This is a genomic window from Neobacillus sp. C211, from assembly GCF_051842875.1.
Taxonomy (GTDB): domain Bacteria; phylum Bacillota; class Bacilli; order Bacillales; family Cytobacillaceae; genus Neobacillus.
Window position 1 is genome coordinate 1 of sequence record NZ_JBPXRO010000017.1, and the last position, 26371, is coordinate 26371.

Here is a 26371-nt window from a genome sequence, read left to right on the forward strand (position 1 = left end):
GACAATTTCACTATCGCCCGTAAGCGACTTAATTAATATACCATCTGATGAAATTAAAGTCAACAGTTTTTCTATCTTTTTTACTATGAACAATATAATAACTCTTTCTTACTATTACATCTCTATTTTATAATTCATGCACATAAGAAAAGGAGCACATTTATTGTGTGCCCCCTCTACTTTTTTATTCTACATCCTCGTTTGTTTCAACCTCATGATTTTCTTCAGGAGAGTCTCCTTCAGCTTCATTAGGATTATTTTCAAGGTTTTCTTCCTCTTCTTCTTTCTCTACTTTTGCCACAGTGGCAACAAATTCATCTTCGCTTTCCTTCATACTAATGAGCTTTACACCTTGAGTATTACGTCCCATTTTAGAAATACTGCCAACATCCATTCGGATGAGGACACCACCTGTGGTAATAAGCATCAGGTCCTCTTCACCTGTTACCGCACGCATCGAAACAAGGTCGCCATTTTTTTCTGTAACGTGGCAGGTTTTAATCCCTTTACCGCCTCTGCCTTGGATCCGGTATTCTTCCGCTTTGGTACGTTTACCATAACCATTTTTCGTTACAATTAACACATCATTCGTTTCCTCTAATACTTCCATTCCGACAACTTCATCGTCACTATCGAGCGTAATGCCTTTCACGCCAGTGGCTGTTCGTCCCATTGATCGAACATCCGTTTCCGGGAAACGAATCAGCATACCCTTCTTCGTACCGATAATCATATGCTTTGTGCCATCAGTTAAGCGGGCAGAGATTAGTTCATCCCCTTCACGCAAACTTAGAGCAATAAGGCCGTTGTTGCGGATATGTGCAAACGATGTTAACGGAGACCGTTTTGAAATCCCTTCTTTGGTCGTAAAGAATAAGAACCAATCATCTACAAATTCCTCAACAGGAATGATTGCATTGACCCATTCACCCTTTTCGACACCAAGGAGATTGATAATTGGTATCCCTTTCGCTGTTCGGCTGTATTCAGGGATTTCATAGCCTTTAGAACGGTATACCTTACCTTTATTTGTAAAGAAAAGAATCGTATCATGTGTTGAAGTGGTGATCAAGTGTTCAACAAAGTCATCCTCGTTTGTACCCATTCCTTGGATTCCCCGTCCGCCTCGTCTTTGGGCACGATAGGTGGAAACAGGGAGACGTTTAACATAACCGTTATGGGTTAAAGAAATGACGATATTCTCACGAGGAATTAGATCTTCATCCTCAATATTTTCAATTCCGCCAGTTACGATTTCTGTCCGGCGCTTATCATTAAAACGCTCTTTGATTTCAGTCATTTCTTCGCGGATAATTTCAAAAACCTTTTCCTCATCCGCTAAAATTGCCTTTAATTCAGCGATTAGCTTCACAAGGTTTTGATATTCTTCTTCAATCTTTTCTCTTTCCAAGCCAGTTAAACGCTGCAGACGCATATCCAGAATGGCCTGAGCTTGCTTTTCAGAAAGATTAAAGGTTGTCATTAAGCCTTCACGAGCGATGTCTGTCGTTTGTGAGCTGCGGATTAAACTAATAACTTCATCAAGATGATCCAAAGCAATTCTTAAACCATCTAAGATGTGGGCACGTGCTTCCGCTTTACGTAATTCAAACTCAGTCCTTCTACGAATGACTACTACTTGATGATCTAAGTAATGCACTAGGCATTGCTTAAGAGTCAACACCTTTGGATGTCCATTAACTAGGGCTAAGGTGTTAATTCCAAAGCTGGTTTGAAGTGCTGTATGTTTATATAAATTATTTAAAAGGACGTTGGCATTCGCATCTTTACGAACCTCAATAACAATCCGCATTCCTTTACGATCGGATTCATCTCTTAGGTCGGTAATGCCTTCAATTTTTTTATCGCGGGCTAATTCAGCGATTTTTTCAACCAATCTCGCTTTGTTCACTTGGTATGGTAATTCATTAACAATGATAACTTCTTTACCATTTGCCTTTTGTTCGATTACTACTTTTGCACGAACTGTTATTGATCCTCTGCCCGTTTCATACGCTTTACGAATACCGCTCCGGCCTAAGATGATTCCACCTGTTGGGAAATCTGGACCTGGGATAATTTCCATAAGCTCCTGCGTCGAAATTTCAGGGTCACGACTAAGCGCTAACACAGCATCAATCACTTCGCCAAGCTGATGCGGAGGGATATTGGTCGCCATACCAACGGCAATCCCGGTCGACCCATTGACTAAAAGGTTAGGGAACCTGGCCGGTAATACAACAGGCTCTCTTTCTTCGCCATCATAGTTGTCTTGATAATCAATGGTATCTTTGTTTATATCTTTTAATAATTCCATCGAGATTTTAGACATTCTTGATTCTGTATAACGCATTGCTGCTGCTGAGTCACCATCGACAGAACCGAAGTTTCCATGTCCATCTACAAGCATATACCGATAGTTGAAGTCCTGTGCCATCCGAACCATTGTTTCATAAACGGCAGAGTCACCATGCGGGTGATACTTACCGATAACATCCCCAACGATACGGGCAGACTTTTTATATGGTTTATCTGAATGCATACCAAGATCATGCATAGCATATAGAATCCGGCGATGAACTGGTTTCAACCCATCCCGAACATCTGGAAGGGCACGTGAAACGATAACGCTCATCGCATAGTCAAGAAAGGAAGCTTTCATTTCTTTACTAATATTAATCTCTGTAACATGAGAATTTGGGGTTTCAGCCATACTTATTTCCTCCTTTCACCTTTTCTTTATATATCTAAATTCTTCACGTATTGAGCATTCGCTTCAATGAAATTACGACGTGGTTCTACTTTTTCACCCATTAACATATCAAAGGTTTCGTCTGCTTCGATCGCATCTTCAAGACTTACCTGCAGCATACTTCTATTTTCAGGATCCATTGTTGTTTCCCATAATTGTTCAGGATTCATCTCACCTAAACCTTTATACCGTTGGATATTCGGTTTTGGAGCAGCTGGAAGCATGGCAAATATCCGTTCAAGTTCTTTATCATTATAGGCGTACTCAATTCGTTTACCTTGTTGAACCTTATAAAGCGGCGGCTGGGCAATATAAATATAACCGGCTTCTAAGATTTTTCTCATAAAACGGTAAAAGAAGGTTAAGAGAAGTGTCCGAATATGGGCACCATCCACATCAGCATCGGTCATAATGACAATTTTATGATAACGGGCTTTAGCAATATCAAAATCTTCACCAATGCCTGTTCCAATCGCCGTAATCATCGCCCTAACTTCATTGTTAGAAAGGATTCTATCGAGACGGGCTTTTTCTACATTAAGAATTTTCCCTCGAAGTGGCAGTATCGCTTGGAAATGGCGATCACGACCTTGCTTTGCCGATCCACCAGCGGAATCACCCTCTACGATATACATTTCACTTTCAGCCGGATCCTTCGAAGAACAGTCAGCCAATTTCCCAGGTAAACTAGAAACCTCTAAAGCACTTTTTCGGCGTGTTAATTCCCTAGCTTTCTTTGCAGCAAGCCTTGCACGTGCTGCCATTAAGCCTTTTTCGACAATTTTTTTAGCAACTGATGGATTTTCCAACATGAACTTATCAAAGGTACTTGCAAAAACGGTATCAGTGATCGTTCTCACTTCAGAATTCCCTAATTTAGTCTTTGTTTGTCCTTCAAATTGGGGATCAGGATGTTTAATCGAGACGATCGCCGTGATACCTTCACGAACATCTTCCCCAGAAAGATTGGTATCATTCTCTTTGATTAAGCCATTTTTCCGTGCGTAATCATTTATAACCCTTGTTAACGCAGTCTTAAAACCGGATTCATGCGTTCCACCTTCATAGGTGTGGATATTATTTGCGAAAGAGTAAATGTTATCTGTATACCCCTCGTTATATTGGAGTGCGACTTCAACACTAATGCCGTCACGCTCTCCTTCCATGTAAATCGGTTCTTCATGAACCACTTCTTTTGTGCGGTTTAAATGCTCAACATACGATTTAATTCCGCCTTCGTAGTAGTATTCATTGCGTTTATTTTCAACACGCTTATCTTCAATCGTGATTTTTATTCCCCTGTTAAGGAAAGCAAGTTCACGAAGTCTAGTGGCTAGAATGTCATATTCATATACTAATGTTTCTGTAAAAATCTCACCATCTGGTTTAAAGTGCGTAACTGTACCCGTGATATCAGTCGTTCCAATGACTTCTAATTCTTGAACTACCGCGCCGCGTTCAAATTTGATTGAGTAAATTTGACCATCTCTGTGTACATATACTTCAAGTTCCGTGGAGAGGGCATTAACTACTGACGCACCTACACCATGCAGCCCTCCGGATACCTTATATCCGCCGCCGCCGAATTTACCGCCGGCGTGAAGCACAGTCATAATGACTTCAACCGCTGGCCTACCCATTTTTTCCTGAATTCCGACTGGGATTCCACGGCCATTATCCTTTACCGTGATGCTGTTGTCTTCTTCAATAATGACATTGATTTCATCACAGAAACCAGCCAGCGCCTCGTCAATACTGTTATCAACAATTTCCCAAACAAGATGATGAAGACCTTTACCACTTGTTGAACCAATATACATACCGGGTCTTTTTCGAACAGCTTCAAGTCCTTCAAGAACCTGTATCTGATCCGCACCATATGCTTCTTCTACTGCTTTTTGTTCCAAAGTCATGCTTGTTCACCTGCACCTTCTGACAAAAGTATATCTATATCGTTAATTAAAAAATAAATAATAAATATCAAAATTCATGTATATTCATTTGAGTTGATCGTTTCTTTAAAGTTCCTGAAGAAATCGGGGATAAGTATACATTGTCATATGTAATAATGACTGATTTAAAGGGGTTTTTCGATAGATTGATTACCTTTTCTTTACGTTGACTGATGAACTCCTCTACAAGCGGCGAGTTGTTTGCACTCTCTTTATCCAAGATAGAAATAATATCTCTTGCCCTAATATTAATATCTTCCCCGATATGGATATACATGGTTCACCTCAATGAATTTTCTTTATGGCACCAGCTTCAACAATAAATGTGGAAGCTTCCCTTAATGTTTGATGGTCAATTCCTTCGACACTTGTGGTAGTCACGAAGGTTTGAACCCTTCCTTGGATGGTATTAAGCAAGTGAGACTGCCGATAGTCATCTAATTCCGATAAAACATCATCTAGCAGTAAAATGGGATATTCACCAATTTCAGCAGAAATCAATTCAATTTCAGCAAGCTTTACTGAAAGTGCTGTGGTACGCTGCTGACCTTGTGATCCAAATGTTTGAACGTCTCTACCGTTCACATAAAAAAGCAGATCATCACGATGGGGACCGAAAAGCGTAGTACCTCGCTCAATTTCCCTTGTTCTAACCTTGCTGAATTTTTCTTCAAAGCATGCTATCATCTTCGACAAATTTTGATCTTCTAATACCTCTACTGACGGTTTATAGGTAATTTCGAGCGTTTCCAAGCCTCTTGAAATCCCTTGATGAATCGGTTTTGCCCAATTCTGAAGTAAGCGCAGGAATTCAAACCTTTTCGCCACAATTTTCACAGCCATCTGGATAAATTGTTCCGTTAATATCTCAAGCATGGTCTGATCGGTCTGTTTTCTGATCTGTAACATTTTCAAAAAATGATTACGCTGCTGGAGAATTTTTTGATATTGACTCATATCATGTAAATAAATGGGCGATACCTGTCCAATTTCCATATCAATAAATCGCCTTCGGACCTGCGGGCTGCCTTTCACTAAGTTAAGGTCCTCAGGAGCAAACATAACCACATTCATATTGCCTACATATTGACTTAATTTTTGCTGCTCAATATGATTGCATTTTGCTTTTTTGCCCTTTTTAGAAATAAGTAATTGCAGCGGCAATGAGCTGTGTTGTTTTTGAACCCTACCCTCTATTTTAGCATACTCTTGGTCCCAGCGAATAAGTTCTTTATCATTGGAGGTCCGGTGCGACTTCGCCATGGCCAAGACATAAATAGATTCCATGACGTTTGTTTTACCTTGGGCGTTTTCACCCAGGATGACATTTACTTTATTTTCAAATTCTACGAACAATTCTTCGTAGTTTCGATAATTTGTTAGCGCTAATTTTTCGATATACATGCAAACGACATCCTTTAGCCTTGCTACTCGGTAATTATTTTGATAATTACTCGGTAATTACAAACTCCCCAAAACCAGCAATTTGGATTTTGTCACCGGTGCGCAGCTTTCTTCCTCTTCTTTGATCTTGTTCGCCATTAATCAATATATCATGTTCACTTAAAAACCATTTTGCCATGCCGCCTGATTGTATTACTTCAGCCAATTTAAGAAATTGACCCAGCGTAATAAATTCAGTATCGATCTTAATTTTTTCAGGCAAATCGTCACCCTCGTTTCTAAAATGGTCTCAATACTTTATTTTACTAAATATTTCACAGAGATACAAAGGAAACTAAAAGAAAGCCACCAATGTGTGGTGGCATATGGATTTAGGCTCTTTAAATTTAGTATGTTCGAACGGGTAATATTAGCTGCAAAATCGTTTCATCATGAAGCGGGCGAATGACGAACGGGCGCATGGCTCCAGTAAAGCTTACCTTTACATCTGTTCCTTCAAGTGCCTTTAATGCATCCATCATATATTTAGCACTAAAAGAAATCTTTAATTCTTCACCCTCGATGGCTTCGCTTTGAATTTCCTCTACTACCTTCCCAACCTCAGGAGTGTTTGAAGAAATTTCAATAATTCCGCCTTCAATTATCGAAAATTTGACAACATTGTTTCTTCCTTCTCTTGCTAATAAGGAGGCCCGATCAATCGCATGTAAAAATTCCTTTGTATTTACCGTCACATCCGTTTTACTTTCATTGGGAATTAAACGAGAGGTATCCGGATAATTTCCTTCTAACAATCTTGAGAAAAATAATAAGTGCTTCGCTTTAAATAATATTTGATTCTCGGTAATAACAATATCAATTAAGTCATGGCTGTCATCAATAATTTTACTCAACTCATTCAAGCTTTTCCCTGGAATGACCACATTATAATTTTCATTGTTCGCTATTTCGATCTTCGCCTTTCGAAGCGCGAGACGGTGGCTATCTGTTGCAATACAGTTTAGTTCCCCGTTTTCAACCTTCCAGTTTACACCTGTCAAGATGGGGCGTGTTTCTGAGGTGGACACTGCAAAATGAGTTTGGCGAATCATCGCTTTTAAAAGATCTGTTGCAATATGAAATTTATTATTTTCTTCGATCTGTGGAAGGTGAGGATACTCTTCAGCATCCAGGCCAATCAAGTTAAATTCAGATTTTCCAGAACGAATGACAGTTTGAAGAGAGCCTAAGACTTCAATTTCAACCGAATCAGTCGGGAGCTTTTTGACAATTTCACTAAATACTTTTGCTTGGAGAACGATGGCTCCTGCTTGTCTCAATTCAATAATTTCATCACCGGCATCCTCTTTTGGAATAAAAGATTCAATGGAAATATCGGAATCACTTCCTGTTAGGGTAACACCCTCTGAAGTAGCTGTGATTTTAATTCCGGTTAAGATAGGGATTGTTGTTCTTGTAGTGACAGCCTTCATAACGTCTTGAACACTCTGAACTAACCGATCTCTTTGGATAATAAATTTCATCGCATGTAATCCTCCGTTTTAAGCATATTTTTTATAGCAATAACATAATATATTTTTTTAAAAAAAGAGTAGAAGTACTAGTAGGGCCTGTTGATATGTGGATAACTGAATTATTTCAACGGAAACACAGCCTATCCACATGTGGACAGACTGTGTGTAAATGCAAAGAAGTTATTCACATATTTGAAAGAAAAAAACACCAATAACTGCCTAAACTTTTAATAGTTCATGCAGTTCTTTCATTTGCCTTTGCAGCTGGGCATCGGTCTGAAGAAGTTTGGAAATTTTCTCATGAGCATGTATGACAGTCGTATGATCGCGGCCCCCAAATTCTTCTCCTATTTTTGGCAAAGAATAATCGGTTAATTCCCGTGATAGGTACATCGCAATTTGTCTAGGAAAGGCAAGCGACTTTGTCCGCTTTTTTGCCTTAAAGTCCTCGAGTTTTATACTAAAGAGTTCCCCGACAGTCTTCTGAATATCCAGAATGGTTATTACTTTAGGCTTTGAACTTGGAATAATATCTTTTAATGCCTCTGCTGCTAAATTAGCATTAATATCTTTATTGATTAAGGAAGAATAGGCGACCACTCGGATCAGTGCTCCTTCTAGCTCCCGGATGTTTGTATCAATTTGATTGGCGATATAAAGCATTACCTCGTTAGGTATATCTAATCCTTCAGCTCTAGCCTTTTTGCGAAGAATGGCAATTCTTGTTTCCAAATCGGGCGGTGTAATATCTGTAATCAATCCCCATTCAAACCGTGACCTGAGCCGGTCCTCTAACGTTGGAATTTCTCTAGGCGGCCGGTCGCTGGAGATAATAATTTGTTTGCTTTCCTCATGAAGAGCATTGAAGGTATGAAAAAATTCTTCTTGTGTTGATTCTTTTCCAGCTAAAAATTGAATATCATCTATAAGTAAAATATCGACATTTCGATATTTATTGCGGAAACTCTCTGCTTTATTATCACGAATCGAGTTAATAAATTCATTTGTAAATTTTTCTGATGATAAATAAACCACTTTTGCTGCAGGGTTATGATCTAAGACATAATGGCCAATCGCATGCATTAAGTGCGTTTTTCCTAATCCAACTCCTCCATAAATAAAGAGGGGATTGTATGCTTTGGCTGGTGCTTCGGCAACTGCCAGTGATGCAGCGTGGGCAAAACGGTTGCCTGAGCCAATAACAAACGTATCAAAAGTGTATTTCTGATTTAAAATACCCTGAGGAAATTCCCCATGGTCATCGTCCTTTTTTACCTTTTTTGGTGGCAGCAGGACATCACTTTCTCCCTCGTTTTGATTTTGCGGAATGATAAACTTAACAGAAAGCTCTTCTCCGGTAATTTCATAGAGGATCCCAGAGATTAGCTGCGAATAACGTTCTTCCAGCCAATCACGAGCAAACTCATTGGGAGCAGTGATGATTAGCAAATCGCCTTGTAGGGAATGGGCCTTGGTGGACTTAAGCCAGGTATCAAAGCTTGGTTTGCTTATTTTTTTTTCTATATTGCCTAATACAGCATGCCAAAGATCCGCAATATTCTCCAAATAATATCCCTCCTTTGTTGTTTTTTTTTTATAGAATAACGCGCTTTTCTTAATTATACCGTCAGTACAACCTATTAATTTATAAATATACGAAATAGTGAATGTGGATAATAAATAATAAGGAAGTAAAATGGAGTTTCGACAATATCCACCTCTTGTGGACAACTTTCTGCAGTACCCTCGGATAAACTATCCACATGATATCCACAATTTGTGGATAACGTATTCTTGTGGATAAAGTTATTCAGAGTGAAAACACAAATATGATATCAAATAATTGCTTGATATGCAATGCCTTTTCGCAGTTTATCCACAACTGTAACAATATGTGCACAGTAATTGTCCACAAGTAGATGTTTTGTGCAAAACCTGTCAATATCTTGTGTAGAATGTGAAAAAAATGTCGAAAATTTATCCACAGGATATTCGTACCTTCCTGGGGAAAGGGCTGGATGAATTTTTGGAGTTAAAATTAACAATTCCGCTTTTATGGTTCAGATCATTACTTATAGGTATAGAATTTCTGGAAATTAGCAAATTCATGTTCAATAAAATTTGGAAATGGAAACAATAGTGAAGAGTAGTTGACAATTTTATGGTGAGGTCTTTATAATAAGTAAGACTGTCATTTAAACTTGATAGCTATTCCTCAGGGAGGTGTCATATAATGAAAAGAACATATCAACCAAATAGCCGTAAACACAGTAAAGTTCATGGCTTCCGTAGTCGTATGAGCTCAGCTAATGGCCGTAAGGTTCTAGCTCGTCGTCGTCTAAAGGGAAGAAAAGTATTATCAGCATAGACCACTGCAAAGTCAGTGGTCTTTTTTCTAATCCGACTGAAGGTGTTTTTATGAAAAAAGAGCTGCGTATTAAAAAAAATAAAGAATTTCAAGCGGCATTTCAAAAGGGCCACTCATTTGCAAATAGGCAGTTTGTCATCTATTCATTAAAAAAAGAGGGACAAGACTATTTTCGCATTGGGCTGTCAGTGAGTAAGAAGATTGGAAATGCAGTAACAAGGAACAGAATTAAAAGGTATGTAAGACAATCCATTTTTGAACTGAACGAACAGCTAACACCAGGGAATGATTATGTGATTATTGCCAGGAAACCTGCAGCTGAAATGGATTTTTTTGAGGTGAAAAAAAGTTTGACCCATGTACTTAAGGTTGGAAAGGTTTTGAAAAAGTGACTTTAAGGATATAATTTGCAAAGGAATTCGTTGAATATTTGCATCATATTGAAGACAATTCCTTTGCCGAAATGATAAAATACCTTTGAAATCATCCAAAATAAATTGTACATAGATTTGATTCTAGATTGCTCATTATCTTTATTGTAAGGAGGAAAATTTGGTTGAAAAAGCGAATATTACTAGGTATTGGTTTACTTTCTGTATTTATGTTCCTGACAGGATGCAGTGAAATTAAGAAGCCAATCACATCGGAGAGTTCAGGCTTTTGGAATGAGTACATTGTCTATCCTTTATCCTGGTTGATCAAAGAAGGGGCGCATATTCTCGGAGGCAGTTTTGGGTTATCGATTATTGTCGTAACCATCCTGATCCGCCTTGCGATTTTGCCGCTAATGATCAAACAGACAAGAAGTTCAAAAGCGATGCAGGCATTGCAGCCAGAAATGGCCGAACTTAAAAAGAAATATAGTTCTAAAGATCAAAAAACACAGCAAAAGCTGCAACAGGAAACCATGGCACTTTTTTCAAAACATGGTGTAAATCCAATGGCTGGCTGTTTTCCATTAATCGTACAAATGCCAATCTTAATTGGTTTTTACCATGCCATCTCACGAACAAGGGAAATTGCCAACGATAATTTCTTATGGTTTGACCTTGGTGATAAAGATCCTTACTATATTTTGCCGATAGTGGCGGGTATAACCACGTTTATTCAGCAAAAAATTATGATGGCTGGACAAGCTCAGAATCCACAAATGGCGATGATGCTTTGGATGATGCCAATCATGATTGTTGTTTTTGCTTTTAGTTTCCCTGCCGCGCTTTCGTTGTACTGGGTAGTAGGAAATATTTTTATGATTGTGCAGACCTATTTTATTAAAGGACCGGATTTGAAAATGGCAAAAGCATCCGGTAATGCGGGAGGAGCAAAAAAGTGAAACAGGTAACTGCTACAGGACAAACTGTCGAAGAAGCAGTAAAATCAGCTTTAGCTCAATTACAAACCAGCAAAGACCGCACAGATATTGACATTATTGATCAAGGGAAAAAAGGGATTTTCGGTATTTTTGGTTCACGTCCCGCTATTGTGAAGGTAACCGTCATCATTGATCCCATTGAAGAAGCAAAGAAATTTCTAACTCAAGTAAGTGAACAGATGGGAGCGCCCGCAGAAATAGAGATCAAACGCGAGGGTAAACATGTTCATTTTATTATGACTGGTGAAAAGATTGCGTTATTGATTGGCAAAAGAGGTCAAACATTAAATTCGCTTCAATATTTGACGCAATTAGTGCTAAATCGTTTTTCGAATCAGTATTTAACTGTGATCTTGGACGCGGAGGATTACCGAAAAAGAAGAAATGAAACGCTTATTCAATTAGCACATCGTCTCGCCCAAAAGGTGATTAAGTCAGGAAAAGATGTAACCTTAGAGCCGATGCCTTCCTATGAGCGAAAAGTGATTCATGCTGCATTATCTGATAATAAACGCGTCAAAACACTCTCTGATGGATCGGAGCCACATCGCTTTATTGTGATTACTCCAGCATCAAAAAGATAAGAATTTAACTTAAAAACAAAATTACAAAGGCATCCTATTGAATAATAGGGTGTCTTTTTTTGTCGAATTTAAAAAAAGTGAGCCTGTTGATAACATTGAATTTTTTCACATTTTTCGTTTTATTGTTATTCACATGTGGATAAGTTAAAATAATAATGAGATAGAAGTGAACTGTGGATTAATTATTTGGAAGAGGGTTTACTTTTTCCACAGAAAATGATGTGGTATTCTATTGTTTTGGAGAAAAAATCTTTTTTATATAGATGAACCGATTTTTTAATGTGAGGTGAAGGAAATGGAATATGATACGATTGCGGCAATATCGACTCCGATGGGCGAGGGGGCGATTGCGATTGTGCGTTTGAGTGGGGATGAAGCATTCCCGATAGCAGACAAGCTATTTAGGAGTATCGGTGGGAAAAGGCTGACTGAAGCAGCAACCCATACGATCCACTATGGACACTTGATAGACCCTAATACGGGGCAAGTGGTTGAAGAAGTTATGGTGTCTGTCATGAAAGGGCCAAAAACTTTTACAAAAGAGGATGTTGTTGAAATAAACTGCCATGGCGGGATTGTTTCTGTGAATAGAGTTCTTCAGCAGGTGTTAACGAATGGAGCGAGACTCGCGGAACCGGGAGAGTTTACAAAAAGGGCGTTTTTAAATGGACGGATCGATTTATCCCAAGCGGAAGCGGTAATGGATTTAATCAGGGCAAAAACGGACCGCGCGATGAACGTGGCCTTGGGACAAATGGAAGGGCGCCTGTCGAAATTAATTCGACGACTACGGCAGGAGATTTTAGAAATCCTTGCCCATGTGGAAGTGAATATAGATTATCCAGAATATGACGATGTCGAAGAAATGACTCATAAGATGTTAGCAGAGAAGGCCCATTTTGTTCGGGAAGAGATCAAAAAGCTATTGCAAACGTCGGAACAGGGGAAAATTTTACGAGAAGGTCTGTCTACTGCGATTGTTGGCCGTCCGAATGTAGGAAAATCCTCGTTATTAAACAGTCTAGTTCACGAAAACAAGGCGATTGTGACAGATATTCCTGGAACCACAAGGGATGTAATTGAAGAATACGTGAATGTTCGCGGTGTCCCATTGCGACTGTTGGACACGGCGGGAATTAGGGAAACTGAGGATATTGTCGAACGAATTGGAGTGGAGCGTTCCCGTCAAGTTTTACAAGACGCGGATTTGATTTTGCTTGTTTTAAATTACGCTGACAAGTTAAGCATGGAAGATGAGCAGCTTTTTGAAGTGGTCAAAGGGATGGATGTTATCGTTATCGTCAATAAAACGGATTTGCCGCAGCAAATTGACCTGGAGAAAGTGAATGAGTTAGCAAAAGAGCATAAGATTGTCACTACTTCACTCCTTGAGGACCGTGGCGTCGATGAGTTAGAGGAAGCGATTGCTTCGTTATTCTTTGCAGGCTCGATTGATGCTGGCGATATGACCTATGTTTCAAACAGTCGTCATATTGCACTATTGCACCAAAGTTTAAAGACAATCGAGGAAGCAATTGATGGGGTCGAAATGGGTACTCCTATTGATATTGTTCAAATAGATTTAACAAGAACGTGGGAATTACTTGGCGAAATCATCGGTGAGAGTGTCCACGAAAGCCTGATTGACCAACTTTTTTCACAGTTTTGCTTAGGGAAATAGAAAGAGGAGTGACAACATGCAATACGAAGCAGGAAATTATGACGTCATTGTCGTTGGAGCAGGCCATGCCGGCTGTGAAGCGGGCCTTGCGGCTGCGAGACTTGGCGCCAAAACATTAATGATTACCATCAATCTTGATATGGTTGCCTTTATGCCATGTAACCCATCCGTTGGCGGACCAGCTAAGGGGATCGTCGTTCGTGAAATAGATGCTCTGGGCGGGGAAATGGGTCGAAATATTGATAAAACCTATATCCAAATGAGAATGCTGAACACGGGTAAAGGTCCAGCTGTCCGCGCGTTAAGAGCGCAGGCTGATAAATTTGCTTACCAGCATGAAATGAAAAAAACACTAGAAGAAGAACCTAATCTAACCTTACTGCAGGGTATGGTCGAGGAACTGATTGTTGAGGATGGAGTTTCTAAAGGGGTTATCACAAAGACAGGGGCGGTCTACCGCTCAAAAACAGTCGTCATTACAACCGGAACCTATTTGCGTGGGGAAATTATTCTTGGTGAGTTGAAATATTCAAGTGGTCCAAATAATCAGCAGCCATCGATTAAGCTGTCTGAACATTTAGAGGAGCTTGGTTTCGAACTTGTCCGTTTTAAGACTGGAACCCCGCCGCGTGTTAATAGCAATACGATTGATTATAGTAAAACAGAAATCCAGCCTGGCGACGAAGTTCCACGATCTTTTTCCTATGAAACAACGAAATATATTACGGACCAACTGCCATGCTGGTTGACCTATACAAATGAACGCACCCATCAGTTAATTGATGCCAATCTACATCGTTCTCCAATGTATTCCGGAATGATTAAAGGAACAGGACCAAGGTATTGTCCATCGATTGAAGATAAGGTTGTCCGCTTTAATGATAAGCCGCGCCATCAGATTTTCCTTGAGCCTGAAGGAAGACACACAAAGGAAGTCTATGTACAGGGTCTATCCACGAGCTTACCGGAAGATGTACAGCAGGAAATTCTTAAAACCGTTCCAGGACTTGAAAATGTGCAAATGATGAGAGCTGGATATGCGATTGAATACGATGCGATTGTGCCAACACAGTTATGGCCAACCCTGGAAACTAAAGTGGTTGAAGGACTGTATACAGCGGGTCAAATTAATGGAACATCCGGCTATGAAGAAGCAGCAGGACAAGGAATCATGGCTGGTATCAATGCAGGACTAAAAGCGATTGGCCGTGACCAGTTAATTTTAAGTCGTTCCGATGCGTATATTGGAGTTTTAATAGATGATTTGATCACTAAAGGTACAAATGAGCCCTACCGATTGTTAACGTCAAGAGCAGAGTATCGCCTACTGTTACGACATGATAATGCTGATTTGCGCTTAACTGAAATAGGCCATCAAATTGGACTGATTCGTGACGACCGATACGCACGATTTTTAGCAAAGAAAGACGCAATTGAGGCTGAAAAGCAGCGTTTAGAGTCAACGTTCTTAAAACCGACTGCTGAGGTTCAAGAGCTGATTCGAAGCATTGGCGGCAGTGAATTAAAGGATGGAATCCGCGCTTCTGATTTATTAAAAAGACCAGAGATGAACTATGAACTGCTTGAAACCATTTTTCCTAGTGATGTCAGCCTTGATGAAGATGTGAAGGAACAGGTTGAAATCCAGTTAAAATATGAGGGCTATATTACCAAGTCACTACAACAGGTTGACCGCTTAAAGAAAATGGAAGATAAGAAAATTCCTGAGAATATTGATTATGACAAGGTGTCAGGCCTTGCGACAGAAGCCAGACAGAAGCTAAAACTAGTCAAACCGCTATCAATTGCTCAGGCATCCCGGATTTCAGGGGTGAATCCAGCGGATGTTTCGATTCTGCTTGTGTACCTAGAACAAGGCAAAATAGCTAGAGTTTCAAATGAATAATTATGTGAGGAAGATTATTGAATGATCATTGAACAATTTGCAGCAAACCTAAGGGAAAAAGGGATCTCCCTTTCGAGTGAACAGCTCGGCCAATTTGAAATGTACTTTGAGACATTGGTCGAGTGGAATGAAAAAATGAATTTAACCGCCATTACCGATAAAGCTGAAGTGTATCTAAAGCATTTTTATGATTCGATTACGGCTTCATTCTATTTTGATTTTACAAAGCCTTTCCATCTTTGTGATGTGGGGGCGGGGGCGGGGTTCCCTAGTATTCCGCTAAAAATTGTTTTCCCACATATTGAAGTGACGATTGTTGATTCGCTAAACAAGCGCATTTCGTTTTTAAATCATCTCGCGAAGGAATTAAAATTGGAAAATGTTCATTTTATTCATGATCGCGCCGAAACCTTTGGAGTAAATCCAAATTTCCGCGAAAATTTTGAAGTCGTAACGGCAAGGGCCGTGGCAAGAATGTCTGTGTTGAGTGAACTTTGCCTGCCGCTTGTTAAAGTAGGCGGACACTTTATTGCCATGAAGGCTGCCCATGCGAAAGATGAATTAGAGATGGGTCAAAAGGCAATTACCACTCTTGGCGGAAGGTTGGAAGATATGCACACCTTTACACTGCCAATGGAAGAAAGCGAGCGGAATATTTTAATCATTAAGAAGGAAAAACAAACGCCAAAGAAATACCCGCGCAAGCCCGGGACACCGGGAAAGACACCGATTGAATAAGAAAAGCACGCTTCCTTTGCGTGGTGTATTGTAATAAAAACGGATTTGGAGTGCTAACAATTTTTCAATAAACATGTTATTCTAGGCAGGAAGAATGTCTGTATTCAGAGAATAAGTAATAGGGAGTTTCGTAAAGGTGGTGTTGGGGATGAAGCAATCGTTTACACGCTTTTTTGGCCTCGGCGATAAGGGAGAACAAGAGGTTGCGCTTGAAAAAGAGCTAATAGCAGAAAAAAACGAGGAAATAAAAAAGATTCCAATTGACCATATTGTTGCAAACCGATTTCAGCCTCGTACGGTTTTTGATGAAGAGAAAATTGAAGAATTAGCGCGAACTATTCACATTCATGGGATCATTCAACCGATTGTCGTTAGAGAGTTTGCCATTGACCAATATGAAATTATTGCTGGGGAACGCCGTTTTCGTGCGATGAAAAAGCTCGGTTGGACCGAAGCACCAGCCATTATAAAAAATTTATCAGATACTGAAACGGCCTCTGTTGCTTTAATTGAGAATTTACAACGGGAAGAGCTGTCGCCGATTGAAGAAGCGATGGCGTATGGTAAATTGCTGGAATTGCACAATTTAACCCAAGAAGCATTAGCACAACGCCTTGGGAAAGGGCAGTCAACCGTTGCTAACAAGCTTCGTCTTCTTAAATTACCGCAGCCCATTCAAGAGGCATTGTTAAATAAAATTATTACAGAGCGCCACGCTCGTGCACTGATCCCTCTCAAGGATCCAGAAAAACAAGTGGTGCTATTGGCTGAAATTATTGATAAGAATTTTAATGTCAAGCAGACAGAGGAACGTGTGGTCAAACTGCTTGAACAAAAAAGCGAAAAGCCAAAGCCGAAACGGAAGGCTTTCAGTAAAGATATGAGAATCGCCGTAAATACCATTCGTCAATCATTAACAATGGTAACGGACAGCGGGATTAACCTCGATGCTGAAGAAGAAGAATTTGATGAATTCTACCAATTTACGATTCGCATACCAAAGAAAAAGTAAGATCAATAGAATAATAGATACCAGAACCAGACATATACAAATGTTTGGTTCTTTTTTTGACTTAATTTTTTATTATAATGTTTGATGAAATACATCCCTTGACCGCTAAATTAAGAACATCAACGAATTGGAAGTTTGGAATATTTTCAGAAAAAATCCAACAACCTTTCTGTTTCATGCTAAAATAAAGGAATGGAATTTTCCTATCATAAATTCAGTTTAGATTAGCCAAATGACTAGTATTTTAATAGAATTTAATAGAAACATAGAATAAAACTTTGAGAGAATAAAAGGGTAGGTGACATCGTGGGCAAAGTTCTTGCAATCGCGAATCAAAAAGGCGGAGTCGGTAAAACGACTACCTCTGTCAACCTAGGGGCCTGCTTAGCATATATTGGGAAACGTGTCCTGCTAGTCGACACGGACCCGCAGGGAAACGCAACAAGCGGGATTGGTATTGAAAAGGCAGAAGTTGACCAATGTATATATGATGTTTTAGTAGATGATGTAGAAGCAAAGGATGTTATTAAACAAACATCGGTGGAAAATTTGTATGTGATACCAGCAACAATTCAGCTGGCTGGGGCAGAAATTGAATTGGTTCCGACTATTTCAAGAGAAGTTCGTCTGAAACGTGCACTTGGAGAAGTCAAAGAACAATTTGATTATATTATTATCGACTGTCCGCCATCGTTAGGCTTATTGACGATCAATGCGTTAACGGCCTCTGATGCTGTCTTAATTCCTGTTCAATGTGAGTACTATGCGTTAGAAGGCTTAAGCCAATTATTAAGTACAGTCAGACTTGTTCAAAAGCATTTGAACCAGGATTTGAAAATTGAAGGCGTATTATTAACGATGCTTGATGCTCGAACCAATCTCGGCCTTCAAGTAATTGAAGAAGTAAAAAAGTATTTTCAAGATAAAGTGTATAAAACCATTATTCCAAGAAATGTCCGCCTAAGTGAAGCACCAAGCCATGGGGAACCAATCATTACTTATGATTCGAAATCCCGTGGTGCTGAGGTGTATTTAGATTTAGCGAAGGAAGTGGTCTCAAATGGCTAAAGGTTTAGGAAAGGGATTAAACGCAATTTTTACGGATGTTGGCAAGGAAGAAACAGTTCAAGAAATCAAGCTTAAGGAACTGCGTCCCAACCCTTACCAGCCGCGGAAAAACTTCCAACAAGAGGCAATTGATGAATTAAAAGATTCTATTTTAGAACATGGAATCTTACAGCCAATCGTCGTTAGAAAAAGCCTTAGAGGGTATGAAATTGTTGTCGGTGAAAGGCGTTTTCGGGCTGCAAGGGAAGCAAAGCTTGAAACAGTCCCAGCTGTTGTCCGCGACCTTTCAGAGCAGCAAATGATGGAATTGGCCGTTCTTGAAAATCTACAGCGAGAAGATTTAAATCCCATCGAAGAGGGTTTAGCGTATCAAACATTAATGGAAAAGTTAAAGCTAACCCAAGAAGAGGTAGCGAAGCGATTAGGCAAAAGCCGGCCGCATGTAGCGAACCATGTTCGTCTGCTTTCCCTCCCTCCGAACATTCAAGAGTTAATATCCACTGCTAAGATATCAATGGGACATGGCCGTGCCTTGTTAGGACTCAGGGAAAAGGCAAAAGTTCCTGCATTGGTGGAAAAGATCATCAAGGAAGCGCTCAGTGTCCGTCAGTTAGAAAAACTGATTCAGCACTTAAATGAAAATGTTTCACGTGAAACAAAAAAGCCAGAACAGAAGAAGGATGTGTTTATCCAGGAACGTGAACACACCCTTCGTGAACGGTTTGGAACCACTGTAAACATTAAGCAGAATAAAAATAAAGGAAAAATTGAAATTGAATTTTTCTCACAAGATGATCTTGAACGAATTCTGGAAATGCTTGATCAAAATGAATCCTTATAACCATCCTTTCGATGGTTTATTTTTTTGGGTAAATATGATAGTTTATTAGGTATATATTTCGAAGGTCGAAGAAAAAGGTGAAATAGGATGTTTTTATTAGGAACACTTGTAAATGGGCTGTTAATAGTCATTGGAACGCTTCTTGGGAAGTTGTTAAATCGTATCCCAGAAGGAATGAAGGTTACAGTCATGTATGCCATCGGGTTGTCCGTCATGGTTTTAGGGCTGCAAATGGGCTTGAAGAGTGAAAACTTTCTCATTGTTATTATTAGTTTGGTGGTTGGAGCTGTAGCCGGCGAGGCTCTCAAATTAGAGGATAAATTAAATGACTTAGGTATATGGCTTGAGCAGAAAGTCGGCTCTAACAATGGAAAAGGGAGTATCTCAGAAGGGTTTGTCACTGCTACACTCATCTTCGTGATTGGGGCGATGGCGATTATTGGTGCACTTGATAGCGGCATCCGCGGTGATCATGCTGTTTTGTACACTAAATCATTGATCGATGGATTTACTGCGTTAATCTTAACGACAACTTTAGGGATAGGCGTTATTTTTTCTGCGATTCCGGTTGTCCTTTATGAAGGGTTGATAGCCCTGTTTGCAACCCAGATTGACCGGTTTGTTCCCCAAGCATTAATGGATCAGTTTATTGTTGAAATGACGGCCACGGGTGGGATCATGATTTTGGCGATTGGCCTAAATTTAACCGGAATGGTGAAAATTAAAGTTGCCAATCTGCTGCCTGGCATTGTCGTAACGGGACTGATCGTAACCATTCTTTATAATTATCATCACTATTTATAATCAATGGAAATAAAAGAGCAATCGGATATAACACCGTTTGCTCTTTTAATTTGTTTTCTCTTCTTCGAGCCAATTTAAGTTTAATTCCGTCCAGGTTTGTTTAGGGTATAACAGGCTTGCTTGATGGATCCCATTGGCAATCGTTTTTGCCATTCTCATGACAAGATTTAAGCGGGTGTTTTGTAAAACAAAAAACTCCATAAACCCGCTGACATTGACGATGCCGGTGATATGTATATCTCCGACCTCTGGAAGTTCTTTGTTTACTCCGGCTCCTGGTTTGACAGGACCATTTCCTAATTGAATGACTCCGACATTTTTAGTCCTGCCCAAACAAGCATCAATCCCAATAATATAGGGGTCATCATGTTTTGCATGGATTTCCTTTAGTTTTTCAGAAAGATTGACGGCATGAATCGGTTCATCTAATGTTCCGTACACATAAAACGACCTCATGCCCTTTTCTTCCAGCAGTGTCCCAACAAGTGGTCCTAATGAATCCCCTGTGGAGCGGTCGGTACCAATACATACAAAGACAATTGAGCGGTTTGTCAGACTGGGAATCATAGCAAGTAACTCTTCGGCTAGATTTTCAGCCGCATGCAAATCATCGTGGCTGATTCGCATCTTAGCCCTCCTGTCAAAAAAACTGGTCTTCAGATTCATTAAGTCACTCCCTCACCCTTAAGTCTTATTAGTATACGAAATTTTCAGTAAATCTATACATGGACTGGGGAGAAAAAGGAAAATTCATTATGCTATTAACTGCGCAGAATAATTGCTAAAATAGATGTGGAATATGAAGTTATTAGAGGATGGTGTCTGAATGAGTCTCACACAAAAGGGAATGCAAAAATTAATCGATAAATTTCAAAATGAAGATACATGGTTGAATATGGGGGAAGCCCTTCTAAAAATCCTTGTGATTTTAATCATTACCAATATCTTGATTCGAATTGGAAAATTGATGATTCATAACATTTTTAAAATTAGAAACCTCTCTCCGCTTAATACATCAGATCGGCGTGAAGAAACGCTCTCAAGGCTCCTGGATAATGTCCTTTCTTATGTGGTTTATTTTATCGCCTTTATGATGATCCTTTCTGTGTTAGGAATTGATGTAAAAGCACTGATTGCTGGGGCTGGGGTTGTTGGTTTAGCCGTCGGTTTTGGTGCACAAAGTTTAGTGAAGGATATTATTTCTGGCTTTTTTATTATTTTTGAGGATCAATTTTCAGTCGGTGATCATGTTCGCATAGGACAATATGAAGGTAATGTCGAAACTATAGGACTAAGAACCACAAAAATTAAAAGCTGGACCGGGGAACTGCATATTTTACCAAATGGCAGTATCATCGAAGTAACCAATTTCTCTATAAATAATAGTATCGCCGTTGTTGATATTGCCATCGCCTATGGTGAGGACATAGCGAAGGCGGAAAAGGTAATTGAGGATACCATTCAGTTTATGCCTGCCCAATATGAAGAGTTAGTTAAAGCCCCTGAGCTATTAGGGATTCAAACAATGGGTGCAACCGAGGTTGTATTACGGGTTGTCGCAGAAACACAGCCAATGAAGCAAGCGGCCGTTTCTCGAAATATTCGCAGGGATATCAAACTTCAATTAGACGAGAATGGCATTAAAGCTCCAAATCCAAGAGTGGTCATGTATGGGTCTGAACAACCTAAATAAGGGGAGATTTTGCAATGGAAGAAAAAGAATTTGCCTTAAATGATGTTGTCGAGATGAAGAAACAGCATCCTTGTGGAACAAATCGTTGGAAGGTGATCCGCATGGGGATGGACGTTCGGATCAAATGTGAGGGCTGTGGTCACAGTGTCCTCATACCAAGGAGAGAATTTTCAAGGAAAATGAAGAAAATTTTGGTGAAGCATGAGGAGTAGTCTTATGCTTCTTTTTTTTGCCAAATTATATTATTCTTATTAGAAAAGTAGAAATAGAATTTTGCACATAGGGGGTGAGGAAATTGGCACAAATACATCAGGCAGCATGTCCGTTAAATTGCTGGGATAGCTGCGGTTTTAATGTAACAGTCGAAAATGACCGGGTCACTAAAGTAGAAGGAGATCCCTCCCATCCAATCACACAAGGGAAAATTTGCGGTCGGGGACGGATGCTCGAAACAAGGACAAACTCCTCGCAACGGTTGTTGCATCCATTAAAAAAGATAAACGGTCAATTTGTGCAAATTTCCTGGGAACAGGCACTCAATGAGATTGCTGATAAATTAAAACAAATAAAAGAACAGTACGGTTCTACCGCGGTTTTACACAGCCATGACTACGCGAATAATGGCTTATTGAAAAACCTCGACCAGCGTTTCTTTAATTGCTATGGCGGTGTGACCGAGCTTTACGGCTCGCTCTGCTGGGGAGCAGGAATTGAAGCACAAAAGTGGGATTTTGGCGATGCTTACAGCCACAAACCAGATGATCTTTACAACAGTAAAAATATTATTGTCTGGGGACGAAATGTCGCCCGGACAAATATGCACTTTTACGAAAAGCTTTTAGAAGCGAAAAAACGTGGCACGAAACTAGTGGTTATTGACCCTATCTTTAATGCAACGGCGAAAATTGCCGATGACTATATATCGATTAAACCTGGGATGGACGGACTATTAGCGGCGGGAATTATCAAAGAAATGGTCCGCTTAGGAGTAGAAGACCGCAGCTTTATTGAGCAATTTACCGCTGGCTTTGATGAGGTTGAACAGCTCCTTAACAGCATCTCGATCGAAAAAATTAGTGAAATGACGGAAGTCCCTTGTGAAGTGATCACTAAATTAGCTCATGTTTATGCGGACAAACCAACTTCTACCTTTATGGGGCTTGGCTTACAACGCTATAAAAATGGCGGCAATACGATTCGCTTCATTGATGCCCTTGTTGCATGCAGTGGGAATATTGGCATTGCAGGCGGCGGCGCCAATTATGCCAACCTTCAAGTTGGGCAGAGCTTCGTGTTTGAAGACTTGGCCCTGCCAACTCGCAAACAAAAGAAGCGCCAATTTTCAATTATGAAGCAGGCAGAAGAAGTGTTAAAGGCAATAGACCCAGAAATTCAGATGATTGTAGTGACGTGTGGAAATCCCTTGACCCAGGTGCCTGACACCCAAGTGGTTGAAAAAGCCTTCTCTTCCGTAGCGACGCTGGTAGTGATTGAGCAATTTATGACGGACACCGCACAGCTTGCCGATTATGTGTTGCCGACTACAACTGTCTTTGAGGAAGAGGATATTTATTATTCTTCGATGTATCATCATTATGTGAATTATGGCCCTAAGCTTGTAGAAGCACCGGGTGAAGCCAAACCGGATTTATGGATCTGGACTGAATTAGCGAAAAGACTTGGCTTTGGTGAGGATTTTGATTTTACAAGACAGCAATTCCTAAGAATGGCCTTTCAAGCATTGGAAGAAAAGGGTGCATCTCTAGAAACTTTAATGGATAAGCATACATTAGAATTGCCGGTTCTCGCCATCCCATGGCAGGACCGAAAGTTTAAAACACCATCCGGAAAGTTTGAATTCACGGCACAGTTAGGTTCACGTAAACTCAGCGATGGACGGTTAACCTTAGCTGTACCTGCAGAGTCTAAATGGGAAAATCCGAAGCTTGCTGAAAAATATCCATACAGTCTGTTGACCATTCATCCGATGCGCTCCAATCACTCGCAGAACTACCACCTTTACCCAGTGGCACCAAAAGTGAAGGTTGAAGTTGCCCAAAATATTGCTGATGTTCTCGGTTTGCAAAAAGATGATTTTGTAAGGGTCTGGAATGACCGCGGGGAAGTAAAGGGCTATATTTCGATAGCAGCGGCTGTCCATCCGAACACCATTAATATCGATGAAGGAATTTGGAAGCAGTTTGGCGGGTCTGTTAATCACCTGACCTCGAGCGGTGCATCTGATAATGGCCTCGGGAGCACCTTATATGATTGTCTCGTGAATATTGAAAAGGTCCATTAATTTATATGAGAAAAGGGGGCTGCCGAGCGGCCCCCTTTCTCATAATTAGACTTATTTATATTTCGGGATCTCTAGTACTAGTTTATAAGAATCTATTAAATTATATAAATTGTATATTTGGTGGACTTGCTTGGCAGCCCAGCCGATATCTGACGCATAATGATGTGCTGCACGACCGCTTGTTACTGTTGAACCTGGATTCCATCTCATTTTATAGAGGGTATCCTGCCCTGCGTTAATATATCCGTTGGCAATAAATTGAGCACCGCCGAGAATAGCCTTCTCAGGAGAAAACCAACCAGCATTATAAGCAAATTGGGCCCCACTGGTGACCGCAGTTTGATCATAAGCACCAATTCCGAACATATTATAAACAGTTTTTCCATTAATTTGGACGCCTTGAGCCAGTTGTGATTTACCTTTATTTGTTTCTAATAAAGCATGGGATATTAAGTAAAGTTCATTTATTCCATATGTATTTCCAGCCTTGATAAAGGTGGATGCTAATCCTTGCAAACTACCTTTTCCAGACAGAATTCTTTCATTAACCTCTTTACCACTTATATTGGCTGTCACTGACAGTTTAAGAAATTGCAGGGAATCGACCGAATTCTTTTGGAAATTATTAGGATCCGCATAATAGGTAACATCTTCCGGACTCGCATTAACCCAGGTTTTATTAAATTTTACTTGGTACCAATCATACCCATCTGTCCCCTTTAGTTTACCAAGAATTTGTAGAGTATCCTGCTTCTTCACTTGGCCGACTACCCAATAGGCAGGACCAGCACCACCTCTTACATTCCAACCCGATCCATGGACTGTCCCGCTTGTTTCACTAGTTAATGTTAAGCCATCAGCTCTGATGTACGTATCATATGACTTGTCTGTTTGTGGTTTAACTGCCATCTGCTTTTGTACCAAATCAGATAAGGGAATGTCATAGCTTTCAATAACCTTATCAATGGTTCCACTAGTGGTATTGGGATTAAAGGGCGGAGTTAGTGATAAGTATTGCGTGCTGACATATCCCGTTTTCCCATTGGCCGCTACTTTAGCCCAACCATTTCCTTCGGAAAGAATGGTGACAAGGGTTCCTCTTGATAACTTTGTTACGATAGAGGCGCTCCCAGCAGCGCTAGAACGCATATTTAAGCTGGAACCATAAATAACATCCACATATTTTGTCTTCGTAGTTTCTTTACTCGGTTCCGAATGATTATTGTTCGCAGCATCCAATCCGACAGGGGGAGTTTTTTCAAATAAATAGTGAGCTTGGACATATCCCATTTGCCCATATGCTTCTATTTTAGCCCAGCCCTTTGCTTCAGAATGAACGATGACTTTCACCCCGCGAGCTAATTTAATCAAAATGGATGCATTCAATGAGGCACTTTTGCGCATATTTAGAGTGGAGCCTAGGTTGATATTTACATATTTGTTTATGGTCGTTTGTTTATCCGGTATTTCGTTCACAGGAGTAGAGGCTGATGTACTCGTATTAGAATTTTTGCTTGGGCTCGTACCAGATAAAAAAGCAGAACTTACATAGCCCGTTTTTCCATAAACCTTAATTTTCGCCCAGCCATTCGCTTCAGAATAAACCATTACCGCCTTCCCTTTTGCAAGTTTTACAATAATCGATGCACTTGTTGAAGTACCATTCCGCATATTTAACGTGCCACTTTTTACATTTACGTATTTAGTTTTGGCGGTTGTCGTCGGTGATGAGGGGATATTGGTCGGACTTTTGGATGAAAGAAAGCCCGAGCTGACATAGCCATTTTTACCGTTCACACTTACCTTGGCCCATCCCTTTGTTTCAGAATAGACGGTTACAGCCATCCCTTTTGATAGAGTTGTGACGATAGCTGAGCTCATCGAAGTACTTTTCCGCAAATTTAATGTGCCACTGGTTACATTTACATACTTGGTAGTCTGAACACTATTACTACTGATTTGTGTAGAACTTGTTTTTTCTGCAAAAATTGTTTCCTCAAAAGCAACGGTAGACAGCACTGCAAAACAAAAACTCGGAAGTAAGGCTTTTTTTACAATACTTCCTGAAATCCAGGGTCCATCTGACTTTTTAGGTACTTGTTGTGTGTTTGTTTTTTTCATTACTCCTCCTCCATATATCTATTAATCTATTATTCTAGTAAAACTATCAAGTAAAGTTTGTATTAAATTTTACCATATTTACTAAATAATATAGGAAAATTTGTAGAAAGAGGGGGAATTAGTTTGAAATTTCGATCTCTTTTTATCTTTATTTAGCATTTATTGGCATAAAACCAAATCTTCGTACCTGCTTTCTTTAATTGTTGTTACCATTAATCATTCTTGTCTTTTTACATTGAAATGCCTATAATTGTGAAAG

Annotated in this window: 23 protein-coding genes; 14 read left to right on the forward strand and 9 right to left on the reverse strand. The window is 39.9% G+C overall.

Going from position 1 to position 26371, the window contains the following annotated elements; translation table 11 throughout:
• Nucleotides 1-184: 184 nt before the first annotated feature.
• The 7 genes from gyrA to dnaA all read right to left on the reverse strand — a co-directional run bounded on the left by gyrA (nucleotide 185) and on the right by dnaA (nucleotide 9188).
• Entirely contained in the window at nucleotides 185-2713 is a 2529-nt protein-coding gene (gene gyrA, locus ACSU6B_RS16635) for a DNA gyrase subunit A (RefSeq protein ID WP_410886880.1), read from the reverse strand.
• 26 nt (nucleotides 2714-2739) lie between these two features.
• Entirely contained in the window at nucleotides 2740-4665 is a 1926-nt protein-coding gene (gene gyrB, locus ACSU6B_RS16640; protein ID WP_410886882.1) for a DNA topoisomerase (ATP-hydrolyzing) subunit B, read from the reverse strand.
• Between the two features lie 67 nt (nucleotides 4666-4732).
• Nucleotides 4733-4981: an extracellular matrix regulator RemB gene (gene remB, locus ACSU6B_RS16645; protein ID WP_088084890.1), complete on the reverse strand. Its 249-nt coding sequence runs from the start codon at nucleotides 4979-4981 to the stop codon at nucleotides 4733-4735.
• An 8-nt stretch (nucleotides 4982-4989) separates the two neighbouring features.
• A complete protein-coding gene (gene recF / locus ACSU6B_RS16650) occupies nucleotides 4990-6108 on the reverse strand; it encodes a DNA replication/repair protein RecF (protein WP_410886884.1) in 1119 nt (372 codons plus the stop codon).
• A gap of 46 nt (nucleotides 6109-6154) precedes the next feature.
• Nucleotides 6155-6370 (reverse strand): S4 domain-containing protein YaaA, encoded by a 216-nt coding sequence (gene yaaA / locus ACSU6B_RS16655; RefSeq protein WP_098934341.1) that lies wholly within the window; start codon nucleotides 6368-6370, stop codon nucleotides 6155-6157.
• Between the two features lie 124 nt (nucleotides 6371-6494).
• Entirely contained in the window at nucleotides 6495-7631 is a 1137-nt protein-coding gene (gene dnaN / locus ACSU6B_RS16660) for a DNA polymerase III subunit beta (protein WP_214997448.1), read from the reverse strand.
• 210 nt (nucleotides 7632-7841) lie between these two features.
• A complete protein-coding gene (gene dnaA / locus ACSU6B_RS16665) occupies nucleotides 7842-9188 on the reverse strand; it encodes a chromosomal replication initiator protein DnaA (RefSeq protein WP_214997449.1) in 1347 nt (448 codons plus the stop codon).
• Between the two features lie 667 nt (nucleotides 9189-9855).
• Here dnaA and rpmH point away from each other — a divergent pair.
• The 11 genes from rpmH (at nucleotide 9856) to ACSU6B_RS16720 (ending at nucleotide 19996) form a co-directional block, all read left to right on the forward strand.
• On the forward strand, nucleotides 9856-9990 hold the full coding sequence (rpmH, locus tag ACSU6B_RS16670; RefSeq protein ID WP_035446353.1) for a 50S ribosomal protein L34: 135 nt from the start codon (nucleotides 9856-9858) through the stop codon (nucleotides 9988-9990).
• A gap of 50 nt (nucleotides 9991-10040) precedes the next feature.
• Nucleotides 10041-10382, forward strand: coding sequence for a ribonuclease P protein component (gene rnpA / locus ACSU6B_RS16675; RefSeq protein ID WP_214997450.1), 342 nt, complete (start codon nucleotides 10041-10043; stop codon nucleotides 10380-10382).
• A 164-nt stretch (nucleotides 10383-10546) separates the two neighbouring features.
• The gene (gene spoIIIJ, locus ACSU6B_RS16680) at nucleotides 10547-11323 is read left to right on the forward strand and encodes a YidC family membrane integrase SpoIIIJ (RefSeq protein WP_214997451.1); all 777 of its coding nucleotides are present in this window, start codon (nucleotides 10547-10549) and stop codon (nucleotides 11321-11323) included.
• The gene (gene jag, locus ACSU6B_RS16685) at nucleotides 11320-11946 is read left to right on the forward strand and encodes an RNA-binding cell elongation regulator Jag/EloR (RefSeq protein WP_410886887.1); all 627 of its coding nucleotides are present in this window, start codon (nucleotides 11320-11322) and stop codon (nucleotides 11944-11946) included. The genes spoIIIJ and jag overlap by 4 nt, the downstream gene beginning before the upstream one ends.
• Nucleotides 11947-12241: 295 nt before the next feature.
• Nucleotides 12242-13627 carry a tRNA uridine-5-carboxymethylaminomethyl(34) synthesis GTPase MnmE gene (mnmE, locus tag ACSU6B_RS16690; protein ID WP_410886889.1) on the forward strand — a complete coding sequence of 462 codons (1386 nt, stop codon included), beginning with the start codon at nucleotides 12242-12244 and terminating at the stop codon, nucleotides 13625-13627.
• 16 nt (nucleotides 13628-13643) lie between these two features.
• Nucleotides 13644-15533 carry a tRNA uridine-5-carboxymethylaminomethyl(34) synthesis enzyme MnmG gene (mnmG, locus tag ACSU6B_RS16695; RefSeq protein ID WP_410886891.1) on the forward strand — a complete coding sequence of 630 codons (1890 nt, stop codon included), beginning with the start codon at nucleotides 13644-13646 and terminating at the stop codon, nucleotides 15531-15533.
• A 21-nt stretch (nucleotides 15534-15554) separates the two neighbouring features.
• Complete coding sequence (gene rsmG, locus ACSU6B_RS16700; protein ID WP_410886893.1) at nucleotides 15555-16271, forward strand: 16S rRNA (guanine(527)-N(7))-methyltransferase RsmG; 717 nt, start codon at nucleotides 15555-15557, stop codon at nucleotides 16269-16271.
• A gap of 148 nt (nucleotides 16272-16419) precedes the next feature.
• Nucleotides 16420-17283, forward strand: a complete 864-nt coding sequence (noc, locus tag ACSU6B_RS16705; protein WP_410886895.1) for a nucleoid occlusion protein — start codon at nucleotides 16420-16422, stop codon at nucleotides 17281-17283.
• A 306-nt stretch (nucleotides 17284-17589) separates the two neighbouring features.
• On the forward strand, nucleotides 17590-18351 hold the full coding sequence (locus ACSU6B_RS16710) for a ParA family protein (protein ID WP_214997456.1): 762 nt from the start codon (nucleotides 17590-17592) through the stop codon (nucleotides 18349-18351).
• Nucleotides 18344-19192, forward strand: a complete 849-nt coding sequence (locus ACSU6B_RS16715; protein WP_214997457.1) for a ParB/RepB/Spo0J family partition protein — start codon at nucleotides 18344-18346, stop codon at nucleotides 19190-19192. The genes ACSU6B_RS16710 and ACSU6B_RS16715 overlap by 8 nt, the downstream gene beginning before the upstream one ends.
• 87 nt (nucleotides 19193-19279) lie before the next feature.
• Complete coding sequence (locus ACSU6B_RS16720) at nucleotides 19280-19996, forward strand: DUF554 domain-containing protein (RefSeq protein ID WP_410886898.1); 717 nt, start codon at nucleotides 19280-19282, stop codon at nucleotides 19994-19996.
• A gap of 45 nt (nucleotides 19997-20041) precedes the next feature.
• On the opposite strand, the gene yyaC is transcribed toward ACSU6B_RS16720, so the two are convergent.
• A complete protein-coding gene (yyaC, locus tag ACSU6B_RS16725; RefSeq protein ID WP_410886900.1) occupies nucleotides 20042-20662 on the reverse strand; it encodes a spore protease YyaC in 621 nt (206 codons plus the stop codon).
• 160 nt (nucleotides 20663-20822) lie between these two features.
• Here yyaC and ACSU6B_RS16730 point away from each other — a divergent pair, with 160 nt between their 5' ends.
• The 3 genes from ACSU6B_RS16730 (at nucleotide 20823) to ACSU6B_RS16740 (ending at nucleotide 23991) form a co-directional block, all read left to right on the forward strand.
• Nucleotides 20823-21689 (forward strand): mechanosensitive ion channel family protein, encoded by an 867-nt coding sequence (locus tag ACSU6B_RS16730; RefSeq protein WP_410886902.1) that lies wholly within the window; start codon nucleotides 20823-20825, stop codon nucleotides 21687-21689.
• A 14-nt stretch (nucleotides 21690-21703) separates the two neighbouring features.
• The gene (locus ACSU6B_RS16735; RefSeq protein ID WP_026568062.1) at nucleotides 21704-21901 is read left to right on the forward strand and encodes a DUF951 domain-containing protein; all 198 of its coding nucleotides are present in this window, start codon (nucleotides 21704-21706) and stop codon (nucleotides 21899-21901) included.
• An 83-nt stretch (nucleotides 21902-21984) separates the two neighbouring features.
• Complete coding sequence (locus ACSU6B_RS16740) at nucleotides 21985-23991, forward strand: molybdopterin-dependent oxidoreductase (protein WP_410886905.1); 2007 nt, start codon at nucleotides 21985-21987, stop codon at nucleotides 23989-23991.
• 51 nt (nucleotides 23992-24042) lie between these two features.
• Here the strand turns inward: ACSU6B_RS16740 and ACSU6B_RS16745 are convergent, their stop codons facing one another.
• A complete protein-coding gene (locus ACSU6B_RS16745; protein WP_410886907.1) occupies nucleotides 24043-26112 on the reverse strand; it encodes an SH3 domain-containing protein in 2070 nt (689 codons plus the stop codon).
• Nucleotides 26113-26371: the final 259 nt, after the last annotated feature.

Excerpts from the sequence above, each read along its gene's own strand:
- gyrA (WP_410886880.1), bottom strand. The coding sequence starts at position 2,713 with ATGGCTGAAACCCCAAATTCTCATGTTACAGAGATTAATATTAGTAAA.
- gyrB (WP_410886882.1), bottom strand. The coding sequence starts at position 4,665 with ATGACTTTGGAACAAAAAGCAGTAGAAGAAGCATATGGTGCGGATCAG.
- remB (WP_088084890.1), bottom strand. The coding sequence starts at position 4,981 with ATGTATATCCATATCGGGGAAGATATTAATATTAGGGCAAGAGATATT.
- recF (WP_410886884.1), bottom strand. The coding sequence starts at position 6,108 with ATGTATATCGAAAAATTAGCGCTAACAAATTATCGAAACTACGAAGAA.
- dnaN (WP_214997448.1), bottom strand. The coding sequence starts at position 7,631 with ATGAAATTTATTATCCAAAGAGATCGGTTAGTTCAGAGTGTTCAAGAC.
- rpmH (WP_035446353.1), top strand. The coding sequence starts at position 9,856 with ATGAAAAGAACATATCAACCAAATAGCCGTAAACACAGTAAAGTTCAT.
- rnpA (WP_214997450.1), top strand. The coding sequence starts at position 10,041 with ATGAAAAAAGAGCTGCGTATTAAAAAAAATAAAGAATTTCAAGCGGCA.
- mnmE (WP_410886889.1), top strand. The coding sequence starts at position 12,242 with ATGGAATATGATACGATTGCGGCAATATCGACTCCGATGGGCGAGGGG.
- mnmG (WP_410886891.1), top strand. The coding sequence starts at position 13,644 with ATGCAATACGAAGCAGGAAATTATGACGTCATTGTCGTTGGAGCAGGC.
- rsmG (WP_410886893.1), top strand. The coding sequence starts at position 15,555 with ATGATCATTGAACAATTTGCAGCAAACCTAAGGGAAAAAGGGATCTCC.
- noc (WP_410886895.1), top strand. The coding sequence starts at position 16,420 with ATGAAGCAATCGTTTACACGCTTTTTTGGCCTCGGCGATAAGGGAGAA.
- ACSU6B_RS16715 (WP_214997457.1), top strand. The coding sequence starts at position 18,344 with ATGGCTAAAGGTTTAGGAAAGGGATTAAACGCAATTTTTACGGATGTT.
- ACSU6B_RS16720 (WP_410886898.1), top strand. The coding sequence starts at position 19,280 with ATGTTTTTATTAGGAACACTTGTAAATGGGCTGTTAATAGTCATTGGA.
- yyaC (WP_410886900.1), bottom strand. The coding sequence starts at position 20,662 with ATGAATCTGAAGACCAGTTTTTTTGACAGGAGGGCTAAGATGCGAATC.
- ACSU6B_RS16730 (WP_410886902.1), top strand. The coding sequence starts at position 20,823 with ATGAGTCTCACACAAAAGGGAATGCAAAAATTAATCGATAAATTTCAA.
- ACSU6B_RS16735 (WP_026568062.1), top strand. The coding sequence starts at position 21,704 with ATGGAAGAAAAAGAATTTGCCTTAAATGATGTTGTCGAGATGAAGAAA.
- ACSU6B_RS16745 (WP_410886907.1), bottom strand. The coding sequence starts at position 26,112 with ATGAAAAAAACAAACACACAACAAGTACCTAAAAAGTCAGATGGACCC.